The sequence below is a fragment of the Pedobacter foliorum genome (genome assembly GCF_013266735.1).
Classification (GTDB): domain Bacteria; phylum Bacteroidota; class Bacteroidia; order Sphingobacteriales; family Sphingobacteriaceae; genus Pedobacter; species Pedobacter foliorum.
Genome location: NZ_JABSNU010000007.1, coordinates 158311 through 182157 on the forward strand (window position 1 = coordinate 158311; position 23847 = coordinate 182157).

A 23847-nucleotide genomic window follows, 5' to 3' on the forward strand; every position below is an offset into this window, starting at 1 on the left:
AAATAAAATGAAGAAGGTAATTTTTATCCTGTTCGTCTCATTGTGTGCAGGTACTAGGTTATACGCACAACTCCCTAATGACAACGTAGATGCAAGAGAAGCTGCGATTGCCCGCTTGCAAAAAGCTAGCCCCTGCAAATTGTGCAATGATATTCCTGCAGTGTTTATGCCTTATGGCACAAGCTGCAACAGTCGGGAGTTTCAGGCTCCTCCGGTACTGAATACTCCTAAAATCCAATGGGAGCTAAACCCCGGTTGGTGGAGTATCTGGAAGCCTGTATCGATTGGCAATTTTATACTTACCGGCAGTTGCAATAACGAGACTAATGCAGGGCTTTCGGCCATTGATAAAAAAACGGGAAAAATTGTTTGGCGTATCGATAATATTTGTGCTATTGGCAACCGTCGCGGTTCGATGGGTGCTGTGGCGATTTACGAACTTCCATCAGGCGAAGTATTAATGATATATCCTCGGGAAGATGGAGGGCCTACCGACTACTATGTAGTGAATGTAAAAGAAGGTAAGATCACACGTACACTTAGCCCTGTAAAAACAGGTCCTATGCGCTATAGGAGTGGCATATTTACTGTGCTGAACCAAAGTTCAAAGGAAGGTTATAGCTACATCAGTGCCCTAAGTGCCGATTTGAGTAAGGTTTTATGGCAAAATAAAGAATTTGGATTGGCAATGACCGACAAACTTGATCCATTATATACACCCACTTTTACCGCACCCGCATCGTACAACGGTATCTTGTTTCAAACAGCCAGGGGGCTGAATCAAAGTGGTCCCTCTCGCCATTTATATGCCATAGACCTTAAAACAGGGAAGACCCTTTGGCAGCATAATGAACAAGCTGTTATATTAAAGCGTAGTGGACAATCCTATTACTCAGATGATGGTATACCTATGGTAGCCGACGGAAAAGTCATCATCAGAGTGCAGTCAATGAATTGGCCCAGGTCATGGACTACAGGTCTACAAGCATTAGATCCTAATACCGGAAAAATTCTATGGACTACCAAACCTGTATCAGATCAACAGATTTTTAATCGTGTAGCTGCTTGCAGCATACTGGTAACCGAAGTGCAGCTAAATAACAAAAGGGAACTTTGGGGTTACCGGCTTAGTGATGGAACTGTTGCCTGGCGCCGCCCTGTGTCTAAAAACGCCCGCCTTATGGCTTCCTCTGGTGGCGCCTTTTACGTAGCCGAGCGAATTCCGGATGACAATAACAACTATAAAGACCACCAGCTACAGGGTTTCGACGGACTAACAGGAACTTTACTTTGGACGGGTAGCTATCCCGACTATTACTTAGGCCTGGGTAATGCTAACACGGGATGGGATATTGAGAATGTAAATGACACTACTCCTATGTGGACCATTGATAAGGATGGTGCTATTTATGGCATTACGCTAAAAGGTGTTTATAAATTGAAATAAAACTTTATCTCAATAACAAAGAGAACCTTGTAATCATGAAACAGCTAATTTCATTTAAAACAGTTATTGCACTGCTTGTTTTAACGCAACACCTATATGCGCAGGATTGCCAGTCGGCAAAAGACCTCGAAAATCTTCAGGGAAAACTAATAGATGCTGCCCATTTTGAATGGCCTCAGCAAAAGTCAAACTGGTTAGACGAGTTGGGTACTGCGGCTAATAGATCTGCTGCTTATGCGGTACTTACAAAAATAGAAACGCTCGAAAAACAAAGCCGAGCCAATTATAATCTTAAAGGCTGTGTTCTCAAAACTTCCTTTTCGGGCAAGGTATTAACTACCATAGCTAACAAATATCCATTGGCAATTTATGACCTTAACATGGGTTGCTATGAATACATCTGTATCAAAAATAAGTTAATGGTAAATAGTGAATACGAAAATGTTTTTAGAGCCTATGTAAACCATTATACAGGAATAGAAAATGCTTTTTCCTTTCCCGATGAAGCTTACTATTATGAAACACCCAAAAAATATAATGGAAAGTATATCGCATTATATAATTTCATAAAAATGGATACCTCTAAAAACACCAACTTTGATCCAGGCTTTTTTCAGGATATTCCAGAAGCGGGTGTAAAACAAGGCAACCGGAGTGTATATATGACCCGTCATTGGTATTGTACAAAACCAGGCGCTTTAGTGTATGTACCAGTTACACGTAAAGAATACCTCGAAGCACTGCTGGTTTATTATGAAAGAGAAAAACTTTTAATAGCCGATAAAATAAAGGAGATTGAAATTGAATGCGCAGGGGTGATGAAAGACCCTCAAAAGTATCCTCAGTTGTATGAAAATGGCAAAAAAAACCTTGTGGTTAGAAAAGCCAAATATCCCGATTGGCAACATAAAATAGAAACAAAAAAGGCCATTGTACTAAAAGTACTGAAAGAAAACACCGTATCCTGGTTGGCGCAAGCTGCAATAGTGAAACCTAAAGCTGAAACCTTCTCCTGGAAAAGCAGCTATGGTTCAGGCCCGAATGATAATGTGTGGATTGATACCTATAATGCCGACACTAAGGAGGATGCCCAAAAAACCGGTTCATTTACTTTTAGCGGTTTTTGGGACAATAAAGGAGGCGTAATGCTAAATAAGTATAATCCAGACTATTTTAAAGGAGCTGAGAAAAATCCGGCAAAGCCTTTTATGATAGAGCTTACCTACAGGTATGTAAAAACTCCACTTGGCCAAAGTCTTGTCGAAAATTTCACAGAAAATTTTGATTTTGATGCCCTGAGAAACATGCTATAAAATTTACACTATAAAATCCTGACCATGAAAAAAATCATTTCCATCTTAGGCTCATTGCTGTTTATAACAGCAGTTAAAGCGCAAACCGTTGTAAAAAAAGAAACAACAAATCCAGGCAGTAGTCAAACAACCAGCACCGCTACTTCATCAAAAGATCCCAAGGCTTCACATACTGACCTTAAAGCAGAAGAGGCTAAAAAAGCTGCGGAAGAAAGAGCCGCGAAAGATGCAAAAATTGCCCATCAGGTTGACCCCAAAACACTCCCTGCAAAAGATCCGAAGGCCGCACATACTAACCCTAAAGTAGAAGCAGCTCAAAAATCAGCAGCAGAAAGAGCAGCGAAAGATGCAAAAATTGCGCAACAGGTTAATCCTAAAACAATCCCTGCAAAAGATCCGAAAGTCGCACATGCTGATCCTAAAGTTGAAGCAGCTCAAAAAGCAGCAGCAGAAAGAGCTGCCAAAAATGCGAACACACAGCAAAAAGGGAACTAATGTGGTTTAATGTAAAGATTCAGCAACCACTGCACATTGAAGTAAGAGAAAGCCAACTTCATGGTAGGGGTGTATTTGCCAAAAGCAAAATAATAAAAGGGAGCCTTATAGAACAGGCTCCCATTATTTTTTTATCTCCTCAGGAAAAGGAAATATTGCGGTTTACCAAGCTCTTTAATTATTATTTCTTACTAGATAACCTAGAAAACCCTGCAGCATTTAGTTTTGGCTATGCTTCGTTTTACAATCATTCTCCAGAAGCAAATGCCTTTTATACATTTTCAGGAAAGAGAAATACCATTAATATCTACGCTTACAAAACCATTGAACCGGATTGCGAAATAACCATTAACTACAATGGCAGGCTAGGTGATAATAGTGAAGTCTATTTTCCTAATTCGGATGAATCATGAATAGACAGTTGTACTTAAAAACAGTAAAGGGAAAGGGCAGGGGTGTTTTTTGTAATACAGACATTGCTGAAGGAGAAGTTATAGAATCATGTCCTGTTGTTATTATTCCTGCTGAAGAATTTTCTGCACTAAGTACCACAGCTCTTATGGATTATAGCTTTTATTTTAATAAGGAGGATAATACATTGTCTTTAGCCATGGGTTTTGGTTCAATTTATAACCACATGCAATATCCCAATGCCGTATATCTACTCGACAGAGAGAATAGACAAATGATATTTACTGCTCACGAAAATATCAAGGCACATACCGAAATATGTATTAATTATGGTGGTGCGTACGGTATAGATTACAGTAAATGGTTTGTAGATAGGGACATTATTCCGTTTGGATAAAAAATCATCTTTTTTAATGATTGACCTACATGTATTTCTAGGCTACTTTTATTAGAAAAAAAGTAAAACTATGAAAAAAATTATTTTTATCCTCTTCCTTACCCTTGGTATAGGAGGGATAGCGCAAGCACAGATCTTTAGTAAACTGAAGGCAAAAACAAAAACTGCTGTAGGGAATTCGGTTGACCGATCAACAGACAAAGTTGTGGATAAGGCGGTAAATAAAACCGCTGACGGTGTTACCGACAAAGCATTAAATAAGGCCAGTGAAAAACTGAATAATTTATTCAGAAAGAAAAATAAGAAACGTACCGATACCATACCACCTACTGTTCCCGATTCAAACAAAACTGCAATCGGATCCGAAAATCAGAACAAATAAGCTTACACTACTAAACAACCTTTACAGAGCCTAAAACGGTGTTTGAAATAGACAACTATTTTCTCGGCTACAGCTAAAATGAAGAAAGCCCAGGGTTCATTTTTTAACCCTGGGCTTTCTTCATTTTTTAGATTGATCAAGACCGTTTGAACTTGCAAAATATTGGTTTATGAAATTTTGAATACCAGCGCATAACTCAGTTTCGACTTTACACCCGGAACCTTAATCGCCAGTCCCTCCGTTGTTTGTTGAAAATTCAATATAGCTCCTGTTCCTAGCAGCTTTACTTTTTTTATGGCTTTCGCATACAGGAGACCTCCTTTTGCAAGGCTTTTTATGTTGATTTTTCCGTCCTCCGGCCAACCAAGTACCGTCGCATACAAATCATCTCCTTTAGCGGTAAATCTGACATCTTTGGATTCAAAAGGTTTTCCTTTGCCTTCGTTAAATCCGGGGCCGCTTAGTGGGGCAACATTTTCTATTGCAGGTCCTTCTCCGAAGATTTTCCAGGGTTTAGTCGCATAAATTGCCTCACTGTTGATTTTCATCCATTCTCCTATTTCCTCTACTACAGCGAGCTCATCAGAATCAATGGTTCCATCACCTCGTACAGGTATATTCAGCAACAAATTACCGTTTTTGCTGACTACATCCAAGAGGGTATGAATTACGGTTTTAGCCGATTTGTAATGGTGATTGTCAAAAATTCTCCGGTCATAATGCCAGGCGCCGATACAGGTATCCGTCTGCCAGGTATATGGTTCGATCTCATTGCTTTGCCCGCGTTCGATGTCCCAGATCATGCACTTACGTTGCTGTTCATCTAAAATCTTACCATTGATGACAGCGGTAACTTTGCCATTCTTCTTTATGCTTTTGTTATACAGGTGGGCGGCAATCCTTAGTCCGGCATCGCTGATTGGCCACAATGGCAAGACCGTATCGTCAAAATAGACCAATTCAGGGTTGTATTTATCAATAAGATCTATGGTTCTGTTGTAAAACTTCTCAATATACTCCTTTGAAGGTTCTGCCACTCCGTTACCCCAGCTCCACTGGCTATGTATGGTGCTGTTGTTTTCACTGTTTTTGCTCATTGGGTGGTTCTGTGCATATAAATCCTGTGGATCTTTTCCTTCCCACCACGTGCCTTTACCATCTTCTGTTTTGACTTTTCCATCATAGGGAATACCTGCCTTTGGACCCTGTTTGTCTGTTCGCTGAGCAGTCTCCATCCAGCTCCATGCATGTGCTGCATGAACGCTTACCCCAAATGGCAATTGATATTTTTTTGCAGCTTTGGCCCAGCCGCCGATGAGGTCTTTTTTGGGCCCCATATTCACAGAATTCCATTCCTGGTATTTACTGTCGTAAAGATCCATGTTGTCGTGGTGATTGGCCAGGGCGACGAAATATTGTGCTCCTGCCTTTTTGTAGAGTGCAACCAGGTAGTCAGGGTCCCACTTTTCAGCTTTCCACTTATGGATGACGTCCTTAAATCCAAATTCGCTTGGATGTCCGTACTTTTCCACATGATAGTTGTACTGATCAGAACCCTCTTCATACATTCCTCGGGCATACCAGTCGCCGCGTTCAGGTTCACACTGCGGACCCCAGTGAGCCCAAATGCCAAACTTGGCATCTTTGTACCATTGGGGAACGACGTATTTTTTAAGAGAATCCCAGGTCGGCGAAAAAGGCACCTTGGTGAATTCCTTACTTCCCGTAGGATCTAAAATATAAATGGTCGCAGCTATTGATTTAGATAGAGCCATTGCTGGAATAACAGTTGCAAGCCCTTTAATCAGATTTCTTCTTTTCATAAGATTTGGTCAATAATGGTTATTCAAAAGAAGCAATTTAAAAGCTTGCTTCATCAAGCATGTTTATCCATTTCATAAGCTATATTAACTTATTTTTGTTTTAACAGCTATCTTACAGCTATTATCACATATACCAGAAGGGTTAATATTAAATAGATTGTATTGGAAAATAGCACCAAGCACAATAAAAGCCCATTTCCTACGCTATATTTGCATTATGAATTTACAAATGCGCATCACTTTTGATGAAAAAGACTATACCTATGTTGTTTTAACGAAGGGCATAACAAGAGAAACCAATGCAATCCGGATTAACCTGAAAGACATGGAATATGAGCTTGCCTGCAACTCAAAAGGAGATTGGGATGCTGTTGATGCTACTGTAAACGATCATCCTGAATTACTTAAAGCTATAGGAAGAAACATCAAACTTCGGTATCGGTTGTAAATAAAACGATATCATTTCGCCGGCTCTGGATAAGAATTTTAGGTTTCCACAACAGGCTCACTTAAGATAGTCCTCAATTTTTCAGATGCAGTCTTATTAAAGTCGGAGAGGTAGATTTCGTGGCTGTTCTTATTTTTTATCCAAAAAAAATCTGACTACTGACAACGCAATGGCAGTCTCTTAAATTAATTAAGATACATTTGTTCATCAATCGTTGGAATGCATATAGGTCAGTATGGTTCCAAAAAGGGGCGACATCAGTTTAAAATATGAAAGAGGTCTGGTTACAAAAGTGGGAAGAGCGCTATGGGCAGGATGAATTTGCCTACGGTATCGCACCAAATAATTATTTAAAATCGCAGCTGGAAAAGTTGGAGCCTGGTAAAATCCTGTTTGCTGCGGAAGGAGAGGGCAGGAATGCAGTTTTTGCTGCAGGTCTTGGCTGGAAGGTTGCTGCTTTTGATATTAGCATTGAAGGGAAGAGAAAAGCGATGTCACTTGCAGAAGCAAATCATGTAGAGATCGACTATCAGATTGGTTTTCTACCGGATCTGGGATATACAGAAGCGCATTTTGATGCCATAGCACTAATCTATGCCCATTTCCCTGCTGATATAAAGTCTGCATATCACGAGCTATTAAGCGAAAAATTGCGCAAGGGAGGTCACGTTATATTTGAAGCTTTCAGCAAAAATCACCTCAGCTATCTTGCGAAAAACAAGGATGTGGGTGGTCCCACAGATGCCGATATGCTGTTTTCAATTGAGGAAATTAAGAATGACTTCATTGATTTTGAAATCCTCGAATTAGCTGAAGTTGAAGTTCAGCTCAGTGAGGGGCTTTATCATAATGGAACTGGTTCTGTGATCAGGTTTCTGGGCAGAAAAAAATAGTCAACCAGCATTTATTTGTAATTTTAAACCAAGATAAAACATGAAGCCAAACGAATTAAGGATAGGGAATTACGTTACTCAGAATACAAGGATCTATACCGTAAACACTGGGTTGGACATTGACACTAGTGAAATTCTCGAACCAATTTTATTGACCTCAGATTGGCTGGTGAACACGTTTGGCTTTAAGGACAAAGGTGGTGGTTACTTTCAACACCCGGATTACAATTTCTTCTTATACCATATTGAAGAAGATCAGTATTTTGAATGCTACAAGCAGGTTCCGGCAAATGATGATACAGGTGATTTTAAAACATTACAGCATGTTCATAAATTGCAAAACCTGTTTTTTGAGCTGTTTGATGAGGAATTAACGAATATTCAAAGTCAGGTTGATCAAGGTTAATGCCCTAAGTGAATTATACCGCCCTAAGGGTGTATTGCTTAAATAATTCCAGCGTGACCTCCCAGTAAAACACAAGATGCCTGTAGATAATCTCCGTTGGGAAATTACTCAGCGTGAGTGTTAATATGGTCTGATCTTCATTTGGCACTAAGGCAAATGTGATCAGAGAATAATTTTGGTGCAGATCTGGTAGTCCCGACAATGAGCTCAAATGACTATATTGAAGCAAGCGTTCAGGTTCATATTTTAAAACTATCCCTTTATTCTCAAATCCCTTCTTGTAGGCATCTGGCTCAATTTGAATGGTGATTGAATTTCCAATTCCCCAATCGGTGAGGATCACAATTTCGGAATCAAACATCCACTGTTGCATAAGCTTAACGTTTGTGAGTGCTTCCCATACTGCCGTAGGGCTGGCATGGATGTCAATTGTCTTATTAAATACCTGATCGTAGAATACTTGCATAGCCTGAATCCATCAACACCTTCGCTACCTAAAATTGGCAAAAAGGGAAGGATCAAAAATACATATTGTATTCAAATTTCGGAATGATCATAACCTGTAGTTGTAAACTGAACAAACTGAACTTGGCAATAAGGAAAATATTGTTTTATATTAGTCAATGAGAGCGTTAATTAAGCGGGATGTTCGCACCAAGCGATGCCCGCTTTACTTTTTATCGTGCAACATGATCCGCATCAGCTACTGTCAGCACTTGTTCGAACCTGGTATTAAGGAGAAATGATAAAACGTACAACATTACAATAAAAGGGTTTTATCCAAAAAATGTGAAAATATTTTAACCCTTCCTCTCCACTTGTCCGTCTTACTACAAGATCATCCCAAACGAACTCGTATGAAGGAACAAAAGTTAACGGAATTATTAGAAAAATATCGGATGGGGACATGTAGTTCCGAAGAATTGCATTTACTACAGAACTGGATATCGGACAGCACGTTTGCTGAGTACCAAATTTCGGAATCAGAACTTCAGGAAGAGATGGTCTTACTGGATAAAAAGCTATCACTTTCTGTAAAAAGGCGCCGCCTCTGGCTACAGACTGTTTCGGCTGCTGCAATATTGATTTGTTGCGTTGGGCTTTTTTTTTACCTTAAAAAGGATACCAAGTCTAAAATAATGTATACCCAAAAACAAGAGATTGTATCGGGAGGAAACAAAGCAACATTAACACTTTCCAATGGAAAAAAAATCTCACTGACTGATGCGCCAAGTGGAGAACTCGTTCAGCAGACTGGGATAAGTATTACGAAAACAGCGGATGGACAAATAGTCTATAAAGTGACTGGTGTACCAACGGCATCATCATCGGATTACAATGTCATTGAAACACCTTCCGGGGGACAGTTTAAAATCAATTTACCAGACGGTACGGAGGTCTGGTTAAATGCAGCTTCTTCATTAAGATTCCCTGCTGTATTCAAAGGAACGGAAAGAAACGTCCGGTTAACCGGTGAGGCTTATTTTCAGGTAGCTAAAAATCGAGCAATGCCTTTTAAGGTAGAAACTGAGAACAGCACCATAGAAGTTCTAGGTACTCATTTTAACGTCAATGCTTATGCAAACGAGCGTTTTATGGAAACAACACTACTGGAGGGGTCAGTAAGTGTTTCGAGCCCATCGGGATCGGTTAAAATAAAACCTAATCAACAGGCACAGTTTGATAAAAATAATGTCCAGATAAATGTAATTCCTGTTGACGCAAGTGATGTAATCGCATGGAAAAACGGTTATTTTCTTTTTGAAGATGAAAGCATAGAACGTATTATGCGAAAACTGGCACGCTGGTATGATGTAGATGTAGAATACAGGGGAGACTTTTCAAAGATTTCTCTTTGGGGAAATATCTCACGTTACAAAAATATATCGGAGGTTCTCGGGCAGCTTGAACTTACCCATGCCGTACACTTTAAAATTGAAGGAAGGAGGATTATTGTAATGCCTTAAAACTAATTATGGAAATCTACAGAAAGAAATGAATATATAAAGCCAGGAGCGCTCGTAACGCCCCTGACAAATATTCAGGCCTTTAAAATTTAATCTAGTCAACCAAATATTCACGACCTAAACAAACCAAATGTATGAATTTTTATACGCAATTTGAGCGCGGTAAAAAAGCTGAATTATATCATAAAGTTCTAAGAATTATGAGACTCATAATAGTTTTGATGATTACCGGACTGCTCCAGGTAAACGCAAACAGCTTTGCACAAAAAATTACACTGTCAAGGAAAAATGTATCGCTTAAGCAATTGCTTAAAGAGATCAGAAAACAAAGCAATTTGAATGTTCTTTGCGATTCCAGAATTTTTGAGCAGATAAAATCTAAAGACATAACCGTAGAAAACACTGATGTCCGAAATGTTTTGGACCAGTTTTTCGCCAACCAACCGGTTACCTATACCATTAGCCAGAATGTAGTTATTATTAACCGTGTTCCTTTTGATCCAAATGCCTGGCAAAAGTCTGCCTTTGTTTTGATAAAAGGACGAATCATTGATGAAAGTGGAATGGGAATTCCCGGAGCCTCGATCGCGGTTAAGGGAACTACTATAGTTTCACAGACAGATTCAATGGGTCATTTTTCCATTAATGCCAGTCCGTTACAAACTCTGGTCATTTCTTTCATTGGGTATCAAACCACAGAGTTGCAGGTTGGTAACAAGACCACACTAGAAATAACCATGAAAGAACAGATTAAAAATCTGGATGATGTTGTGGTTATTGGTTACGGCAGTCAGAAACGTAGGGATGTTACCGGAGCTGTATCCTCTATTAAATCCGAAGACATAAACCTAGGTACTTCGTCCAACTTTCTTCAGGCAATTCAGGGCAAGGCTACGGGTATCCAGGTGATGCAAACAACCGGCCAACCGGGTGCAGCTGTAAACATAAAAATAAGGAGTAATCCTTCAAACGCAGACCAGGGTGCCTTGTTTGTTATTGATGGCGTGGTGGTCAGCAATGACCCCGGTACTCCTGGCGGCGCCAAGTATGGCAGCGGAGGGGTAAGCCAATCTCCTCTCAACTTCATAAATCCAAATGACATAGAAAGTATAGAAATCTTAAAAGATGCCAGTTCAAGGGCAATATATGGCGCCCAGGCTGGGAGTGGAGTGGTTTTGGTAACAACCAAAAGAGGGAAAACCGGAAAACCGACTGTTCAATATACCGGAAATTATGCTACACAGAAAGTTGATAAAATGTATGAGGTGCTAGGAACACGCGACTATATGGAGCAGCGCAATCTGATAAATGAGGAAATGTGGATGTTCAAAAACAAAATCGCCCCATATTACGGAACTGTAGACATTAACAGTGTAACAACACCCTTCAAGCCATTCTATACACAACAGGAGATAGACAATACAAAGGTACAGCCAAATGCGATGGATGCGATTACCCAGGGCGGCTATACACAACAGCACAATTTGTCGGTGTCGGCAGCTAATGGTAAAACCTCTTATTTTATCTCTGGTAATTATTACGATCAAAAAGGGGGCATCATGGGCACAAATTACAAAAGGTGGAATGGAAAAGTAAATTTAGATCAGAGTATCTCTGATAAAGTCAAGGTCGGTATTAACCTGATCGGCTCTAATGGCACTTCACAGAATGCGGTAACAGGAGGATCATTTGAGAACGGGGGAATCATAACTGCTGCTATGTACTACCCTGCAAATTTACCACTTCAACTACCAGATGGTTCTTATCCGTTAAACCCAACCTATGCCAATACGCCTAACCCGATTTCTTTTACTACAATTACTGATCAGATAATTAATCAGCGTCTGTTGGCAGCTGCTTATGGTTCATGGGAAATTATTAAGGGGCTTACGGCTAAAGCAAACTTCAGTTATGACCAGGCTACGGCAAAACGCAACAATTACCTGCCTTCCACTTTTTCTTACGGCGCCCAGGTAAATGGAATAGCGAGCCTTACTAACGACTATTCGAATACCAAACAGTTTGATTATACCTTAAATTATAAAGTACCACTTGGCGAAGAGCAATCGCTAGATGCGCTAGCAGGTTATACTTATCAGTTGCAAAATAACGGTGGTCTGTTTGCCAGTAACCAGAACTTCATATCAGATGCCATTTCGTATTACAATCTTGGTGCCGGACAGGCAGATAAGCCAGGTGTATCATCTCGTCAGAGCCAGATCACTTATGCTTCTTATTTTGCAAGAGCTATTTAACATGTAAGAAAGCAAGGTTAAGAGACACATAAATAAACATCACAATAAGTGCCGCAAAGAATAAAGATCTTGGAATATTTTTTCCAGGATTTTTATCTTCTTCTGCGAAAAAACAAGCCCCCATCCATCCATCATAAGTGCCTACAATCAATTGCAGGGATTTTAGAAAAGCGATTAAAATTCCACCTTTTACTATTGAACCGGATACATCCTGATCAGAAAAATTATGAGACTTTACTCCTGAAAAAACGAAAAGTGAAAAGATAAGAATAGCAAATAAGATCACCTTTGTAAAACTGGCGATTTGCTGTATAATACTTCCTGTTTTTATATCCCTTAGGTGAATTAAAGTGAATAGTATCAAGAGCGTTAACGAAATGATTAACTTTAAATCTTTAAGCGGCGGAAATAACATTACCAGGTATTCACCAATTACCAAACAGAAATAAGCCGGACTGATCGCATTTATAATGTAGTCAAACCAGCCGGTTAAAAAGCCCGCATAATCTCCAAATGCCCGTTTTACATAATTGTAAGCTCCGCCGGCCTTTGGTAGCATAGCTGCCAATTCTGCATAAGAACCGACACCTAATAGTACATAAATGCCACCTAATACCCAGCAGGCAATAATCAGCCATGGATTATTTAAAAGCCCGGCAATATCTCCAGGTGTTCGTAAAATACCAACACCAATTGTTCCTCCAATGCCTACTGCTATTCCAAAAGCTACTCCAAGAATAGATTTAAGTTGGTACTTAACCGGCTTAGTGGCCATAGGCTAATCATTTACTTAAGGAGTTTTGGCACAGGAACTCTAACCTTAAAATTAGTCAAAATTATCTTTAAATTCTCCAATTGGCGTCATTTCTCCACAGCGGTTGGATGTCCAGAAATAAATAACTATGTTAAAAAAAGTTAAATAACGGTTTTGAAGTTAGTTTGATTGGTAACTTGGCTGTGATGAATCTAAATTTCGCACTCAGGATTGTATTTATCTTAATGTTTGTCTCTGTTTACAGCATGGCACAAACTGCCAATCGGATACGTGGTGTTATTTTACAAGACGGCACAAAAGCAAGAATAGAGCAAGTAGAAGTTCGCAACCAACGCAGTGGCCAGATGGTCTACTCTGATAAACTTGGATTGTTTGTGTTGATCTGTAAAATAGGCGACACCCTGCAAATTGAAAGGATTGGATACCAGTCGCAAAAAATAGGTGTTCAGAATTTTACTGATGTGGTTATTCATCTTAAACTCACCAATCAGCTTAGAGAAGTTGCAATTACTAGTAAACTTGCTTCACAAAACTTTAAGGAGATCAGCACTGCCTATAGTAAAGAAAAAGGGATATTCTATGGTGGAAAGCCGCCGATAGGGCTCTTGTTACCTTTCGGCGGCAGTCCTATTACCTTTTTTTACGAGCTTTTAGGCAAGGACGGGCGCAGGGTAAGACGATTAAATCAGCTGGCAAAACAAGCTGCAGAAGCAGAGGAAATTGACAGATACTTTAATGATCTTATTATTCAGCAGGCTGTTCCAATAGACAGCGGTCAGCTAGAAGCGTTCAAACTGAACTATACTCCCAAGCTGGACAAACTGAAGAAATGGTCGGACTACGATCGGGCGAACTATATTAAAATTTCGTTTGAAGAATTTGAGAAAAAGAACCAGCCTAAGTGATGAGCTACACCTAGCTGTCCTCGATACGAATAAACTCAGTTGCTTTGGTAGATCGTTTAAGTGAAAATATCGTCTGTAAGATTACTGATGCCATAACGAACAGTAAACCTATATAAAAAGAAATGTTAAGTTCCTTACTCTCATTAAAAAAGAGAAAGGCAATGATGATCGCATATACCGGTTCCAGATTAAAACTTAGGTTAACTGTAAATGCAGAGAGGCGTTTTAAAGTTTCAGCAAATAGCACATAAAGGCCTACTGTACAAAAAGAAGCCAGTAATAACAAGTAGACGGTATCTTTCAGACTAGGAAGGAGTGAGGGTGCCGGAAAATAATGCAGATACAGGGGAAGAGAAACGCCTAACGCAACAGTACCTCCAATCATCTGGTAGTAATTGATGATCCTACTGTCGTATTTTCTGACCAGCCGTTCATTATAAATGGTGTACAAGGCGGCAAAAGCAGAGGAGATGATGCCCAGAACTATTCCTAACTGATAGGAAGAATCGAAATGGAAGATCAGGGCTATCCCAGCCAGGGTGAACAGGCTTAATAAAAGCTCCCTGAGATTGATTTTTTGCCGGTTAATCATCGGACTAAAAATAGCGGTGAAAAAACTGGTCAGGCAGTAACATACCACACCTACAGAAATGTTAGCGTACTTGATACTAGCGTAAAAAAACAGCCAGTGTATGGTAATGAAAACCCCAATTTTTGCAATGTCAAATTTCTCTTTGGAGGTCATGGCAGACCGGATTTTAAACAGTTTTAAAATCAATAAGAGGATAATAGAAGAGAAAAATACTCTATACCAAACCAGGAGTCCTTCGTTAAGTGAGATGAGTTTACCGAATACCCCGGTAAAGCCCGCAAGTAATACAGCGAAATGTAGTACCAAATATGATTTTTTCATAAAAGAATTGTCTGCCTGTTCTTAAAAACAGGAACTAAAAATTAATAAATAAACTAAATGTGCATACCAAGGCAATAGCTGCAAATCGATTGACCCGCAAAAACCTTGACCTTACAGTGTAGGTTAATAATTAAGGTGTAGGGGGAGGAAGACAACTCTTTCTGTTCATATCTGTTTTTTTTGATAAAACTAATCAAAAATATTTGGAATATCCAGGTTGATGCTACGCTTCACTAATTCCTGATTGAGTAGGCGATTATTGCAAACCGGCGCTCTAACTCAAACAGGATAATAATTTTATACTGTATGGTAACTACACGATAATGTAGGAGCTTGTATTGGGATATATTTGGATCATTGACATACAAATATTTTAAAAATGAAGGTTAGTAAAAAGCATCTTTTGGGATTGCTAGTTCTTTCAGGAGTTCTCCTGGCTTATAAAAATGATAAAATTAGGTCCATATCCATTTCTTCTTACGGCACTGCTTTTGCAGATACCGCCGGTAAGTATAAAAGCTGGAAGGTAACCGGCGGGAGCAGGGAAAATATTAAATATGCCAATCTACGGCAAATTGACACCACCAATGTAGGTAAGCTGGAAGTTGCCTGGGTTTACCATTCTGAAAATAACGATAAATCCCGGTTTGGTTCCATTCAATGCAATCCCATTATCATCAATAATGTTTTATATGGTGTTTCTCCCAAACTGAAACTTTTTGCCATTGACGCAGCAACCGGTAAGGAAAAATGGCATTTCGATCCTGCGGATTCCATAGCGAATAAGACCTGGCACCGCAATAGCGTGAACATGAACAGAGGTGTAGCGTACTGGGAAGAGGGGGCAGATAAACGAATCATTTATACGGTGGGTCCTATTGCTTTTGCCGTAAATGCAATTACAGGAAAGCTGGTTTCCTCATTTGGAAAGGATGGAGGAATAGACCTGAGAAAAGGTTTGGGCAGGGATGAAAGTAAAATTTTTATTGCCCCAACTTCCCCGGTAATGATCTTTAAGAATTTGTTCTTTCTAAGCGGATACGTTGGAGAAGAAACGCCCGGTTATATCCGTGCATTTGATGTGAAGACCGGACAGCAGAAATGGGTCTTTCATACCATTCCTCACCCAGGAGAACCAGGTTACGAGACCTGGGAAGATAAGACGGCTTATAAACGCATGGGATCAACAAACAGCTGGTCGGGTTTCAGTTTGGACGAGAAAAGAGGGCTTCTATTTGCCGGCACAGGAAACCCTACTAATGATTTTTACGGTGGTGATCGTTTAGGAAAAGGACTTTATGCAAATAGTGTGCTTGCAATTGATGCGGTGTCCGGGAAATTAAAGTGGCATTTTCAAACTGTTCACCATGATGTATGGGATATGGATATCTCAAGCCCTCCGATTCTGGCAACGATAAGTCATAATGGTAAAAAAGTAGATGCCGTTGCACAAACCACCAAAACGGGATTAATCTTTGTTTTTGAGCGTGCAACAGGCAAGCCGCTGTTTCCTATTGTTGAAAGAAAGGTTATGACAAATACCCCAATTCCAGGAGAGAAACTTTGGCCAACTCAACCCTTTCCGGTTTTACCAAAGCCATTCGCAAGGCAGATATTAACTGAAAATGATTTAAACACCCTGGTGAGTGACTCCTCTTATCAGGATATAAAAAGAAGGTTTAAAACCTATCGCTCTCAAGGTATATATACGCCACCTACCAAAGAAGGAACAATTATCTTTCCGGGATATGATGGTGGCGGGGAGTGGGGAGGGCCTGCTTTTGATCCTGAGTCAAATATTTTATATGTCAATGCGAACGAAATGGCCTGGGTGCTAAACCTCATAGAGAACGAGGCACCGAAGACTGCTGCACGCACAAATCTGGAAGCTGGAGCTGCACTTTATAACAAGCATTGTATGGTTTGTCATGGCCCCGAACGTTTGGGAGCAGGTGATTATCCTTCCATAGTTGGTGTTGGCAAGAAATATAACCTGAATCAGTTCACAGAATTGCTGTCAACAGGAAGAAGGATGATGCCTGGTTTTAACCACCTGACAAAAGAGGAAAAAACTGCAATTGGCTCCTTTATACTGGATCTGAAATCTGAGCAGGAGAAACCCTATACTGGACCTTCAGATGTGAAATCGACTAAAAAAGCCAAACCGTCATTTGGGTCAACTGGCTATAATAAATTCCTTACTAAAGAAGGATATCCTGCCATTAGCCCACCATGGGGAACTTTAAATGCGATTAATCTTCAAACTGGTAAGTATGTATGGAAAGTTCCTTTTGGGGAGTTTGAAGAATTGAAGAAAAAGGGAATACCTACTACGGGACGTGAAAACTATGGCGGTCCGGTTGTCACTTCCGGAGGGCTGATCTTTATTGGCGCAACCGCTGATGGTAAATTCAGGGCAATCAATAAGAAGAACGGTAAAATACTTTTTGAGACTGATCTTCCTGCTCCTGGAGTAGCCACTCCCGCGGTATACGAAGTGGCTGGCAAACAATTCGTTGTAATCGCCTGCGGAGGTTCAAAATGGGGTGGCAATTCAAGTGATGCTTATGTTGCATTTGCCTTGCCAGGAAAATAATGGTTACATGAACAATAATTTTAACTCATAAACACCTAAAAAAACAATGAAAACAACATCTAAGTACCTCTTGCTGGTATTGGCAGCATTCGCCTTTATGGCATTTACTTATAAAGACAAATTTGTGGGTAAACCTGCAAATGTAAAATGGAAAACGGGAGTGGCTCTTTACTCTTTCAATCAGCATGACCTGAATAAAGCATTGACCATGGCTGCTCAAAGTGGCGTAAAATATGTCGAGGGATTTTCTTTTTATAACCTGGGTCCCGACTTCAGGAATAAAGCAATGGGGGATCTGGATGAACAAGGAACGGCCTTAATGCAAAAAATGCTGAAAGATAAAGGTCTCACCATGTCCTCAATGTATGTTGGTGATGCCAATAATGAAGCCGAATGGAAAAGATATTTTGAAATGGGCCGCAAACTGGGTCTGAAATTTCTGGTTTGTGAACCAAGGCAGGATCTTCTCGATATGGTCGATAGTTTGGCAGGGGTATATAAAATTAAAGTTGCCATTCATCAGCATGTTAAAGGAAGTAGTCCGTACTGGCATCCTGATACAGTGCTTGCTGCAACAAAAGGACATCCAAATATTGGTGCCTGTGCGGATTTGGGTCACTGGGTTAGAAGTGGTTTAGATCCTGTTAAATGCCTGGAAATTCTTGCTGGTCATGTTTTTGCAGTGCACCTTAAAGATGTAGATCCATCTGGAACAGATGTTGACCTTGGAACCGGTTCTATTAATTTCTCAGGGGTGATTAGGGAACTTAAAAAACAAAAGTTTGATGGCTTTATTAACGTTGAATGCGAACAGAACATGAGTGATAACCTTGAGGATGTTAAAGAAGCATTGGCTTATTTCAATTCAGCAGCCAATAAAATTAAATAGTAAAGTAGCTGAAAGCCGGTGATGTAGAGCAGCCCGGCATAGATGCAGCCATGATGTCCCGAGATTTGTAACTTTTACTAGAATATTTAGTAGTTTTGAATAAGGAATAAGACGTTATGGCCAATTTAAGTATTTTTAGTGATGAAGACTTATCACAGGTAAAGAGATTAATGTTTAACCAAATGTAAATGAGGTTATTGAAAACGGAATTAACGCCTTTGATAGATGATCTAATGAAGGTTGACCTGAGAAGTCAGCCTTTTCTAGCTTCTCCATTTCATCACCAACCTGCTTTTCATTCGCACCCGGAACTTGAACTTGTTTTTGTGATCGAGGGATTCGGAAAGCGGATAATTGGAAATACTGTAGAGCCTTTTGAGGCGGGAGATATGGTCTTTATCGGATCAAATGTCCCTCATTTGTGGCTGAGTGACCCTGTTTTTTATGAAGAGCATTCGACCCTGCAATCTAGGGTGATCGTGACCTATTTTAACCCAAAAATCTTCACCCAGATGTTTGATTCCATTAAGGAATTTCATCAGATCAGGGATATGATCCGCCAATCTTCCAAGGGAATCAGGATTTGCGGTGAGACCCGTAATATTATTGCAAACAAGTTAGTGGAACTTTCTGAACTTCAAGGATTCAGTAAAATAGAGGGATTATTGCAGATTATGAACTTAATCTCTGTTTCGGAAGAAAAGAGCTTTATTGTTAATGATGATACTGACCACTATGATGACCTTTATCCTGACAGATTAGTGAATGTAATTAAGTTTATCAAAGATAACCTTCACAATCAGATTACCTTGCATCAAGTGGCTGACATTGCCTGTATGACGGAACAGAGTTTCTGTCGCTTCTTTAAAAGGAGGCTTAAGAAAAGTTTCTCACAATTTCTGAATGAACTTAGGATTGCCCATGCCCGAGAATTGTTAATTCAGACGGACAAATCAGTTAATGACATTGCCTATCTCTGCGGATTTAAATCGAGTTCACATTTTTGTCATGTCTTTAAAGGGCACTCCGGCGAGAGCCCCGTGCAATATAAATTAGCTATTAAAAGAATGGATGATTGACAAATTAAAGTTCAGCTTTTTTGTAAAAAAATAGAATCTACCTAAACAATCATTATAAATTTGGCAGCTTTATTAATATTAAATATCTTGCCGCACCAACACATCAGGCTATTGCTACATTAAATTTAACCTGATAGGATACACATTAAATGGATACGAACAAAACTACCACCACAATTCTTCAAACAAAACAGCATTTCACACTTCTAGATGGATTAAGGGGCGTTGCAGCCCTCGCCGTTGTAGTATTTCATTTCATGGAATGGGTTTACACCGATCCCAGCCAGAACTTTATCGGACATGGCTTTTTAGCTGTCGATTTCTTTTTCTGTCTTTCGGGATTTGTAATCGGATATGCCTATGACGATCGTATTGCAAAAATAGGCGTTCTTGAATTTTTCAAATCAAGGATCATTAGGTTGCATCCCTTGGTTATAGCAGGATCGGTACTAGGATTGCTGGCATTTTTATTCGACCCATTTGGCGGCCATCTTGAATTGTACAGCGCCGGGAAGATCGCTCTAACATTTTTGTGCTCAGTATTACTTATTCCCTTGCCAATAATAGAAGACCGTGGATTTAACCTATTCAGCTTCAATGCACCATCATGGTCCTTATTTTGGGAATATGTTGCCAATATCTTTTACGCATTTATTCTTTACCGTATCAAACGCAACTATCTGCTGCTGTTAACGCTACTTTCGGCGGTGGCCATTTGCTTCGTAGCTTACCGTTCAGGAAATTTATTAGGCGGCTGGAGTGGTCCGACCTTTTGGGATGGGAGCGCCCGGATATCCTATTCTTTCTTAGCAGGCTTACTTATTTATCGTTCCAACTGGATCATCAAAAATAACCTGGGTTTTGTTGGGCTGTCTATATTATTGCTGCTGGCCTTTATCATGCCATCCTCTAAATGGAATTGGTTATCAGAACCATTGGTAGTACTGTTTTACTTTCCCTTGCTGATCGCTTTGGGTGCCGGAGCTGCTTTAACACCTGGCTTAAAAAAGCTTTGCATATTTTCCGGAAAAATCTCTTACCCATTGTACATGACGCATTATGCCGTGTTATGGATGTTCGGTAATTATTACCTCAGTCATAAACCAGATGCTATGCAACTGACTCTTATCATTGTAGTCGGACTTATTCTTCTGGTTGGCGCTGCGTATTTAGTTATGGTAATTTATGATATTCCTGTAAGGAAATATTTAAGCGATAGGCGGAAAGAAAAGCTTGCCAAGCTTTAGCCCAAGCGCTGTCGATATCCGGTTAAGCTTATGCCTTTCTGCTTCTTAAAGAATTTGTTCAGGTGACTGCCATCGGCAAAACCGAATTCATCTGCCAATTCATTAATCCTTAGGTCACTAAACTTTAACCGCCATTCGATCAACCGGATTCTGTAGCTGGAAATGAACTGCTGAATCGTTTCTCCGCATTGCTTTTTAAAATAGACACCCAGGTAAGCCTGTGAAATCCCAAAGGTCTTACTTATTGCAGCGGCAGTCAATTGATCTGGCATAAAAATATGACGTTCAATATGGTTGATGATTTGGAGTATCCGCTTATCCGTATTGGTACGGACATTTTCAGGCCTTACCTTTGAAATATTCCTTGCCGCAATAACAATCAGCGCGTTCACCAGGTTCATGTCAAGATCCTGCTGATAAACACCGCCAACCTTCATTCCAAACAGGAGTGATTCAACAATCATTTCAACCAAGCGGCTGTCGTCCTTGCAACGCATTACGCAACCCGACAAATGAGTGGCATAAAAGAGCAGACATTCCAGGTGATGAATACTTTTCCAGGGGTAACTTCGAATATAACTATCACTAAACCGGATCAGCAGGAACTCCGTTACTTCAGTAATCTCGAAGGTATGACGGTCGTTGGGAGTAAGCAACAACAGATTCCCATCACGATAAGCCATGCGGTTGCCGTTGATGCTAACGGTGCCCTTACCGGAAATAAGGTACACCATTTCGAAAAAACTATACTGGCGATCACTTAACGGGCAATGATCAGTTTTGAGGTATTCCAGCTCTACATGCTGGTGCATATTCTGTTGAACCATAATGCAAACATACCTATTTATCATAGAAATGAACCGAACATACGTCAGTATTTCGGTCTATTTTTGTTAAAAATTACCTCGAAGAAGAATATGCTTAAAGACAAAAAGAATACATTAACCCTGGCCGCCGTTTGCCTTTCCTCACTGATGTTTGGATTGGAAATTTCAAGTGTACCGATATTGCTGCCTACACTAGAAAAAATATTAAAGGGTAATTTCAGTGATGTACAATGGATTATGAATGCCTATACTATTGCTTGTACCACGGTACTGATGGCGTCCGGCACGCTTGCCGACCGCTATGGCCGCAAACTTGTTTTCATAATCGGGCTTGTACTTTTTGGTATAACCTCCCTGCTTTGCGGACTGGCTTCTGCAATGCCTTTACTCATTGCCGGACGTTTCTTGCAGGGACTCGGAGGGGGGATTATGCTGATTTGCCAGGTTGCGATTCTTTCTCATCAGTTTCAGGATGGGCGCGAACGCAGTTTCGCCTTTGCCGCCTGGGGTATTGTTTTTGGGATAGGCTTGGGCTTCGGACCGCTAATTGGCGGCTTAATCCTCACATTTTTAAGCTGGAAATGGGTTTTCCTAGCACACGTCCCACTAAGTATCCTTACAATAGCACTTGCATGGGCCGGTGTACGGGAATCAAAGTCCATTCAAATACAGCGATTGGATACCTTAGGGATGGTTAGCCTTTCCATAAGCATTTTCACACTGATCTATTTCATTACCCAAGGACCTGAAGTGGGTTTTACAAGTATCCACGGCCTAATGATCATTGGCTCATCTGCAGTCTGCTTTCTACTTTTTTTATATGCAGAAAAGACAAGTATTCAGCCTATGTTTGATTTTACCGTATTCAAAATACGGGACTTTTCCGGAGCCATCATTGGTTCTATTGGAATGAATTTCTGTTTTTGGCCCTTTATGATCTACCTTCCCATCTATTTTCAGGGCGTCCTGGGATATAGTAGCCTCATGGCTGGTACGGCACTGCTGGCCTATACTTTGCCTACATTAGTGATTCCACCTCTGGCTGAGCGGCTTCTGTTGAAATATCGTCCTGGTATTGTCATTCCATTAGGCCTCTTTATCATCGGATTGGGATTTATACTGATGTGGTTTGGCATTCATGCTGCGCATCTTGGGCACTGGAGTATGATGCCAGGTATGCTGTTGTCCGGCATCGGCCTGGGATTGTCCAATACTACAGTTACGAATACCACCACAGGCTCAGTAAGTCAAGACCGTGCAGGTATGGCCTCGGGGATAGACATGAGTGCGAGACTGATCACTCTTGCAATCAATATTGCTTTGATGGGACTTTTGTTAAGCAAAGGTGTGTTCATCCATTTAAAGCTTGCATTTGTGGAAACTTTCAGCACCCTTCAGCTCCATTTAGCAGCCGAAAAAATCGCAGCCGGCAATTTCACAGACATTCTGGAAAAAATACCCGGTATTGCAGCTGCAGACCCAACTGGTGATATTACACATGAGGCATTGGCCAACGGCTTTAAACTGCTGACTTTGTCCAGCGGGATTGGGGTAATCTCCCTGGCACTGATCAGTTTCTTTGTATTTAAACCAATTTCACAGAAGAAGTAGTCAAACTTCTTTTGTGTTTCCGCTGAAGCTTCAACGTGTTTTTAAATTCGGGGTTTATTTTCTCTACAGCGGTAGCAAATGCTACGGGATGAAGAATTGTACAGTATTTACTTAAAAAAGCCATTGTTTCATATGGATAAACATTTCCAATTTCCCTGAGTGCCCAGCCCAGTCCTTTCTGAACAAAATAGTCCTTATCAGTAATTAAAGGTTCAACCATATCCAGTAGTTTTATTGCTGGGAGTAAGGTCTTACGTTTTTTACTGTAAAGGAGCATACCCACTAAGGACTGCCTTCTTTCCCAGGGATTTTCTGACTTGTTCCATACTTGGTACTGACTGTATATTTCCTCTGGCATCTTTTCCATCAAATGCGCATAGATATCAGATAGTCCATCAGAGTGTGCCCAGTTGTCAATCTTTTTTACCCAGGTTCTTAGGATCGCCCAGAGTTTATTCGTATCAAATCTCAACCAGTTTTTTTCGATAAAGTAGATGCATTGGCTCAATACCTCATATACGTCTGCACTTTCCCAGATTGCATTCCAAACAGACAGTTGATCCTCAAGAGACAAGATGTTGAAAGTATAGCCGGTTTTAAAAATTGATCGCTGCATTGGTACCGCCAGACCAATGAGGTCATACTTGGTGCCAATGTAGCTTTTAAGATCTGAGTGCCCCGATATTTTATCGTACGCCTTTTTCTCTGTTAGCTTGTTTATAATTTCAGATATATATGCTGATGTTATCAATACCATTTTACCTTGTT

23 protein-coding genes are annotated in these 23847 nt (G+C 40.3%); 17 read left to right on the forward strand and 6 right to left on the reverse strand.

Annotated elements, in window-relative coordinates; all coding sequences use genetic code 11:
- The first annotated feature begins 7 nt into the window (after positions 1 to 7).
- The 6 genes from HQN83_RS15475 (at position 8) to HQN83_RS15500 (ending at position 4445) form a co-directional block, all read left to right on the forward strand.
- Positions 8 to 1447, forward strand: coding sequence for an outer membrane protein assembly factor BamB family protein (locus HQN83_RS15475; protein ID WP_173091230.1), 1440 nt, complete (start codon positions 8 to 10; stop codon positions 1445 to 1447).
- A gap of 35 nt (positions 1448 to 1482) precedes the next feature.
- The gene (locus tag HQN83_RS15480; protein WP_173091231.1) at positions 1483 to 2760 is read left to right on the forward strand and encodes a hypothetical protein; all 1278 of its coding nucleotides are present in this window, start codon (positions 1483 to 1485) and stop codon (positions 2758 to 2760) included.
- 24 nt (positions 2761 to 2784) lie between these two features.
- Positions 2785 to 3255: a hypothetical protein gene (locus tag HQN83_RS15485; RefSeq protein ID WP_173091232.1), complete on the forward strand. Its 471-nt coding sequence runs from the start codon at positions 2785 to 2787 to the stop codon at positions 3253 to 3255.
- Positions 3255 to 3668, forward strand: a complete 414-nt coding sequence (locus HQN83_RS15490) for an SET domain-containing protein-lysine N-methyltransferase (RefSeq protein WP_173091233.1) — start codon at positions 3255 to 3257, stop codon at positions 3666 to 3668. Before HQN83_RS15485 ends, HQN83_RS15490 begins: the two co-directional genes overlap by 1 nt.
- Positions 3665 to 4063 carry an SET domain-containing protein-lysine N-methyltransferase gene (locus HQN83_RS15495; protein WP_173091234.1) on the forward strand — a complete coding sequence of 133 codons (399 nt, stop codon included), beginning with the start codon at positions 3665 to 3667 and terminating at the stop codon, positions 4061 to 4063. The genes HQN83_RS15490 and HQN83_RS15495 overlap by 4 nt, the downstream gene beginning before the upstream one ends.
- 70 nt (positions 4064 to 4133) lie before the next feature.
- Complete coding sequence (locus HQN83_RS15500; RefSeq protein WP_173091235.1) at positions 4134 to 4445, forward strand: hypothetical protein; 312 nt, start codon at positions 4134 to 4136, stop codon at positions 4443 to 4445.
- A gap of 167 nt (positions 4446 to 4612) precedes the next feature.
- On the opposite strand, the gene HQN83_RS15505 is transcribed toward HQN83_RS15500, so the two are convergent.
- Complete coding sequence (locus HQN83_RS15505) at positions 4613 to 6268, reverse strand: alpha-L-fucosidase (protein ID WP_173091236.1); 1656 nt, start codon at positions 6266 to 6268, stop codon at positions 4613 to 4615.
- A gap of 217 nt (positions 6269 to 6485) precedes the next feature.
- Between HQN83_RS15505 and HQN83_RS15510 the strand changes: the two genes are divergently transcribed.
- From HQN83_RS15510 to HQN83_RS15520, 3 genes are all read left to right on the forward strand, one after another.
- A complete protein-coding gene (locus HQN83_RS15510) occupies positions 6486 to 6716 on the forward strand; it encodes a hypothetical protein (protein ID WP_173091237.1) in 231 nt (76 codons plus the stop codon).
- A 269-nt stretch (positions 6717 to 6985) separates the two neighbouring features.
- Positions 6986 to 7609 carry a class I SAM-dependent methyltransferase gene (locus HQN83_RS15515; RefSeq protein WP_173091238.1) on the forward strand — a complete coding sequence of 208 codons (624 nt, stop codon included), beginning with the start codon at positions 6986 to 6988 and terminating at the stop codon, positions 7607 to 7609.
- Between the two features lie 40 nt (positions 7610 to 7649).
- On the forward strand, positions 7650 to 8015 hold the full coding sequence (locus tag HQN83_RS15520; protein ID WP_173091239.1) for a hypothetical protein: 366 nt from the start codon (positions 7650 to 7652) through the stop codon (positions 8013 to 8015).
- Positions 8016 to 8028: 13 nt separating this feature from the next.
- On the opposite strand, the gene HQN83_RS15525 is transcribed toward HQN83_RS15520, so the two are convergent.
- Positions 8029 to 8481: an SRPBCC family protein gene (locus tag HQN83_RS15525; protein ID WP_173091240.1), complete on the reverse strand. Its 453-nt coding sequence runs from the start codon at positions 8479 to 8481 to the stop codon at positions 8029 to 8031.
- 391 nt (positions 8482 to 8872) lie between these two features.
- On the opposite strand from HQN83_RS15525, the gene HQN83_RS15530 reads away from it, so the two are divergent.
- Positions 8873 to 9982 (forward strand): FecR family protein, encoded by a 1110-nt coding sequence (locus tag HQN83_RS15530; RefSeq protein WP_173091241.1) that lies wholly within the window; start codon positions 8873 to 8875, stop codon positions 9980 to 9982.
- A 200-nt stretch (positions 9983 to 10182) separates the two neighbouring features.
- Positions 10183 to 12237 carry a SusC/RagA family TonB-linked outer membrane protein gene (locus HQN83_RS15535; protein ID WP_173091242.1) on the forward strand — a complete coding sequence of 685 codons (2055 nt, stop codon included), beginning with the start codon at positions 10183 to 10185 and terminating at the stop codon, positions 12235 to 12237.
- Here the strand turns inward: HQN83_RS15535 and HQN83_RS15540 are convergent.
- A complete protein-coding gene (locus tag HQN83_RS15540) occupies positions 12230 to 13012 on the reverse strand; it encodes an APC family permease (protein WP_173091243.1) in 783 nt (260 codons plus the stop codon). The two genes, HQN83_RS15535 and HQN83_RS15540, sit on opposite strands and share 8 nt — an antisense overlap.
- Positions 13013 to 13197: 185 nt before the next feature.
- On the opposite strand from HQN83_RS15540, the gene HQN83_RS15545 reads away from it, so the two are divergent.
- A complete protein-coding gene (locus tag HQN83_RS15545; protein ID WP_173091244.1) occupies positions 13198 to 13917 on the forward strand; it encodes a hypothetical protein in 720 nt (239 codons plus the stop codon).
- A gap of 10 nt (positions 13918 to 13927) precedes the next feature.
- Here HQN83_RS15545 and HQN83_RS15550 read toward each other — a convergent pair whose 3' ends face one another.
- Positions 13928 to 14830, reverse strand: a complete 903-nt coding sequence (locus HQN83_RS15550) for a DMT family transporter (protein ID WP_173091245.1) — start codon at positions 14828 to 14830, stop codon at positions 13928 to 13930.
- A 379-nt stretch (positions 14831 to 15209) separates the two neighbouring features.
- On the opposite strand from HQN83_RS15550, the gene HQN83_RS15555 reads away from it, so the two are divergent.
- The 4 genes from HQN83_RS15555 (at position 15210) to HQN83_RS15570 (ending at position 20641) form a co-directional block, all read left to right on the forward strand.
- Entirely contained in the window at positions 15210 to 17426 is a 2217-nt protein-coding gene (locus tag HQN83_RS15555; protein WP_173091246.1) for an outer membrane protein assembly factor BamB family protein, read from the forward strand.
- A 46-nt stretch (positions 17427 to 17472) separates the two neighbouring features.
- Positions 17473 to 18315, forward strand: a complete 843-nt coding sequence (locus HQN83_RS15560; RefSeq protein ID WP_173091247.1) for a sugar phosphate isomerase/epimerase family protein — start codon at positions 17473 to 17475, stop codon at positions 18313 to 18315.
- A gap of 188 nt (positions 18316 to 18503) precedes the next feature.
- Complete coding sequence (locus HQN83_RS15565) at positions 18504 to 19394, forward strand: AraC family transcriptional regulator (protein WP_173091248.1); 891 nt, start codon at positions 18504 to 18506, stop codon at positions 19392 to 19394.
- A gap of 149 nt (positions 19395 to 19543) precedes the next feature.
- On the forward strand, positions 19544 to 20641 hold the full coding sequence (locus HQN83_RS15570) for an acyltransferase family protein (RefSeq protein ID WP_173091249.1): 1098 nt from the start codon (positions 19544 to 19546) through the stop codon (positions 20639 to 20641).
- Here HQN83_RS15570 and HQN83_RS15575 read toward each other — a convergent pair.
- Positions 20638 to 21453 (reverse strand): AraC family transcriptional regulator, encoded by an 816-nt coding sequence (locus HQN83_RS15575; RefSeq protein ID WP_246254516.1) that lies wholly within the window; start codon positions 21451 to 21453, stop codon positions 20638 to 20640. The genes HQN83_RS15570 and HQN83_RS15575 overlap by 4 nt on opposite strands.
- Between HQN83_RS15575 and HQN83_RS15580 the strand changes: the two genes are divergently transcribed.
- Entirely contained in the window at positions 21412 to 23079 is a 1668-nt protein-coding gene (locus HQN83_RS15580; RefSeq protein WP_246254517.1) for an MFS transporter, read from the forward strand. The genes HQN83_RS15575 and HQN83_RS15580 overlap by 42 nt on opposite strands.
- Here the strand turns inward: HQN83_RS15580 and HQN83_RS15585 are convergent.
- Complete coding sequence (locus HQN83_RS15585) at positions 23054 to 23836, reverse strand: DNA alkylation repair protein (RefSeq protein ID WP_173091251.1); 783 nt, start codon at positions 23834 to 23836, stop codon at positions 23054 to 23056. The genes HQN83_RS15580 and HQN83_RS15585 overlap by 26 nt on opposite strands.
- Between the last annotated feature and the right edge of the window lie 11 nt (positions 23837 to 23847).

Coding starts and splice junctions, on each gene's coding strand:
- HQN83_RS15475 (WP_173091230.1), top strand. CDS start 8: ATGAAGAAGGTAATTTTTATCCTGTTCGTCTCATTGTGTGCAGGTACT.
- HQN83_RS15480 (WP_173091231.1), top strand. CDS start 1,483: ATGAAACAGCTAATTTCATTTAAAACAGTTATTGCACTGCTTGTTTTA.
- HQN83_RS15485 (WP_173091232.1), top strand. CDS start 2,785: ATGAAAAAAATCATTTCCATCTTAGGCTCATTGCTGTTTATAACAGCA.
- HQN83_RS15490 (WP_173091233.1), top strand. CDS start 3,255: ATGTGGTTTAATGTAAAGATTCAGCAACCACTGCACATTGAAGTAAGA.
- HQN83_RS15495 (WP_173091234.1), top strand. CDS start 3,665: ATGAATAGACAGTTGTACTTAAAAACAGTAAAGGGAAAGGGCAGGGGT.
- HQN83_RS15500 (WP_173091235.1), top strand. CDS start 4,134: ATGAAAAAAATTATTTTTATCCTCTTCCTTACCCTTGGTATAGGAGGG.
- HQN83_RS15505 (WP_173091236.1), bottom strand. CDS start 6,268: ATGAAAAGAAGAAATCTGATTAAAGGGCTTGCAACTGTTATTCCAGCA.
- HQN83_RS15510 (WP_173091237.1), top strand. CDS start 6,486: ATGAATTTACAAATGCGCATCACTTTTGATGAAAAAGACTATACCTAT.
- HQN83_RS15515 (WP_173091238.1), top strand. CDS start 6,986: ATGAAAGAGGTCTGGTTACAAAAGTGGGAAGAGCGCTATGGGCAGGAT.
- HQN83_RS15520 (WP_173091239.1), top strand. CDS start 7,650: ATGAAGCCAAACGAATTAAGGATAGGGAATTACGTTACTCAGAATACA.
- HQN83_RS15525 (WP_173091240.1), bottom strand. CDS start 8,481: ATGCAAGTATTCTACGATCAGGTATTTAATAAGACAATTGACATCCAT.
- HQN83_RS15530 (WP_173091241.1), top strand. CDS start 8,873: ATGAAGGAACAAAAGTTAACGGAATTATTAGAAAAATATCGGATGGGG.
- HQN83_RS15535 (WP_173091242.1), top strand. CDS start 10,183: ATGAGACTCATAATAGTTTTGATGATTACCGGACTGCTCCAGGTAAAC.
- HQN83_RS15540 (WP_173091243.1), bottom strand. CDS start 13,012: ATGGCCACTAAGCCGGTTAAGTACCAACTTAAATCTATTCTTGGAGTA.
- HQN83_RS15545 (WP_173091244.1), top strand. CDS start 13,198: ATGAATCTAAATTTCGCACTCAGGATTGTATTTATCTTAATGTTTGTC.
- HQN83_RS15550 (WP_173091245.1), bottom strand. CDS start 14,830: ATGAAAAAATCATATTTGGTACTACATTTCGCTGTATTACTTGCGGGC.
- HQN83_RS15555 (WP_173091246.1), top strand. CDS start 15,210: ATGAAGGTTAGTAAAAAGCATCTTTTGGGATTGCTAGTTCTTTCAGGA.
- HQN83_RS15560 (WP_173091247.1), top strand. CDS start 17,473: ATGAAAACAACATCTAAGTACCTCTTGCTGGTATTGGCAGCATTCGCC.
- HQN83_RS15565 (WP_173091248.1), top strand. CDS start 18,504: ATGAGGTTATTGAAAACGGAATTAACGCCTTTGATAGATGATCTAATG.
- HQN83_RS15570 (WP_173091249.1), top strand. CDS start 19,544: ATGGATACGAACAAAACTACCACCACAATTCTTCAAACAAAACAGCAT.
- HQN83_RS15580 (WP_246254517.1), top strand. CDS start 21,412: ATGATCAGTTTTGAGGTATTCCAGCTCTACATGCTGGTGCATATTCTG.
- HQN83_RS15575 (WP_246254516.1), bottom strand. CDS start 21,453: ATGCACCAGCATGTAGAGCTGGAATACCTCAAAACTGATCATTGCCCG.
- HQN83_RS15585 (WP_173091251.1), bottom strand. CDS start 23,836: ATGGTATTGATAACATCAGCATATATATCTGAAATTATAAACAAGCTA.